A 1031-nucleotide genomic window follows, 5' to 3' on the forward strand; every position below is an offset into this window, starting at 1 on the left:
GGGTCGAGCATGTCCGCCTCGACGTACGCGGTCCTGCCCTCGGGGGTGCTGGCCAGCAGGCCCTGGGAGAGGGTGAGGACGATCGGGTCGTTGTCCACGTACACGACCCGGGACTCGGGGGCCACCGACTGGGCGATCTCGTGGAGGTTGGGCGAGGTGGGGATGCCGGTTCCGATGTCCAGGAACTGGCGTATCCCGGCCTCCTTCGCCAGATGGGCCACCGCGCGGTTCATCCAGTCGCGGTTGGCCCGCATGTGGACCGGGAGTGCGGGCCACTCCCGGGACATGGCGTCACCCGCCTCCTTGTCGGCCGGGTAGTAGTCTTTTCCGCCGATGATGTAGTCGTAGATGCGCGCGGAGTGCGCACTCTCGGTGTCGATACGGTCGGCCGGCCATCCGTTGTCGGGCAACGCCGCCCCTCCCATTCAAGTCGTAGGTTCCGTAAGAACGTTCATGGAAAAACAGGGGACCAGGCAGGAGAACCAGAGAAGTCACCAGAGAAGTTAAGAGAAATCAAAGGAGGAAGTCGGCTTCGCCCTTCTTCACACCCGCGAGGAAGCCAGCCACCTCGGCGGGGGTGAGGACCAGGGCCGGGCTGTCCGGGTCGGTGGACTGACGCAGCGCCACCCGGCCGTCGGCGAGCTTCTTCGCCTCCAGGCAGGCGCCTCCCGCGTCGTCGCTCCACGGTTTGGACCAGCCGCGCGCGCCGAGATCCCGGGCCGGCATGCCGTTGCGTATGTGGCCGTCGCGTATGTGGTGGTGCACTCACAGCTCCTTGCGTATCGCGCCGAGGAGAGCCTCGGTCTTCCTGGCGGGCGCCGACTGGGCGCCCAGCCGGTCCAGGGCCTCGCGATACACCACGACATCGTCGCTCTTGTCCAGATAGACAGCGCCCACCAGGCCGCTCAGATAGACGATGTCCGGCAACTCACGTGCCCTGAACCGGAAGACGTGGAACGCTCCGGCCCGCATCGCGGGATGCGGACCGCTTCGGAACGGCATGATCTGCAAGGTCACATGCGGCAGCGCGT

3 protein-coding genes are annotated in these 1031 nt (G+C 66.6%); all 3 read right to left on the reverse strand.

All coding sequences use genetic code 11. The features are described 5' to 3' along the window. Nucleotides 1–410 (reverse strand): SAM-dependent methyltransferase (locus ABWI07_RS44435; RefSeq protein WP_353822247.1); only part of this gene is annotated, 410 nt, incomplete at its 3' end. 103 nt (nt 411–513) lie between these two features. Next, entirely contained in the window at nt 514–765 is a 252-nt protein-coding gene (locus ABWI07_RS44440; protein WP_010983616.1) for a DUF397 domain-containing protein, read from the reverse strand. Then, nucleotides 766–1031, reverse strand: a 266-nt coding sequence (locus tag ABWI07_RS44445; RefSeq protein ID WP_353822248.1) for a Scr1 family TA system antitoxin-like transcriptional regulator, incomplete at its 5' end; no start/stop codon positions are given.

This window comes from Actinomadura sp. NPDC000600, from assembly GCF_040492135.1.
Lineage (GTDB): Bacteria > Actinomycetota > Actinomycetes > Streptosporangiales > Streptosporangiaceae > Spirillospora.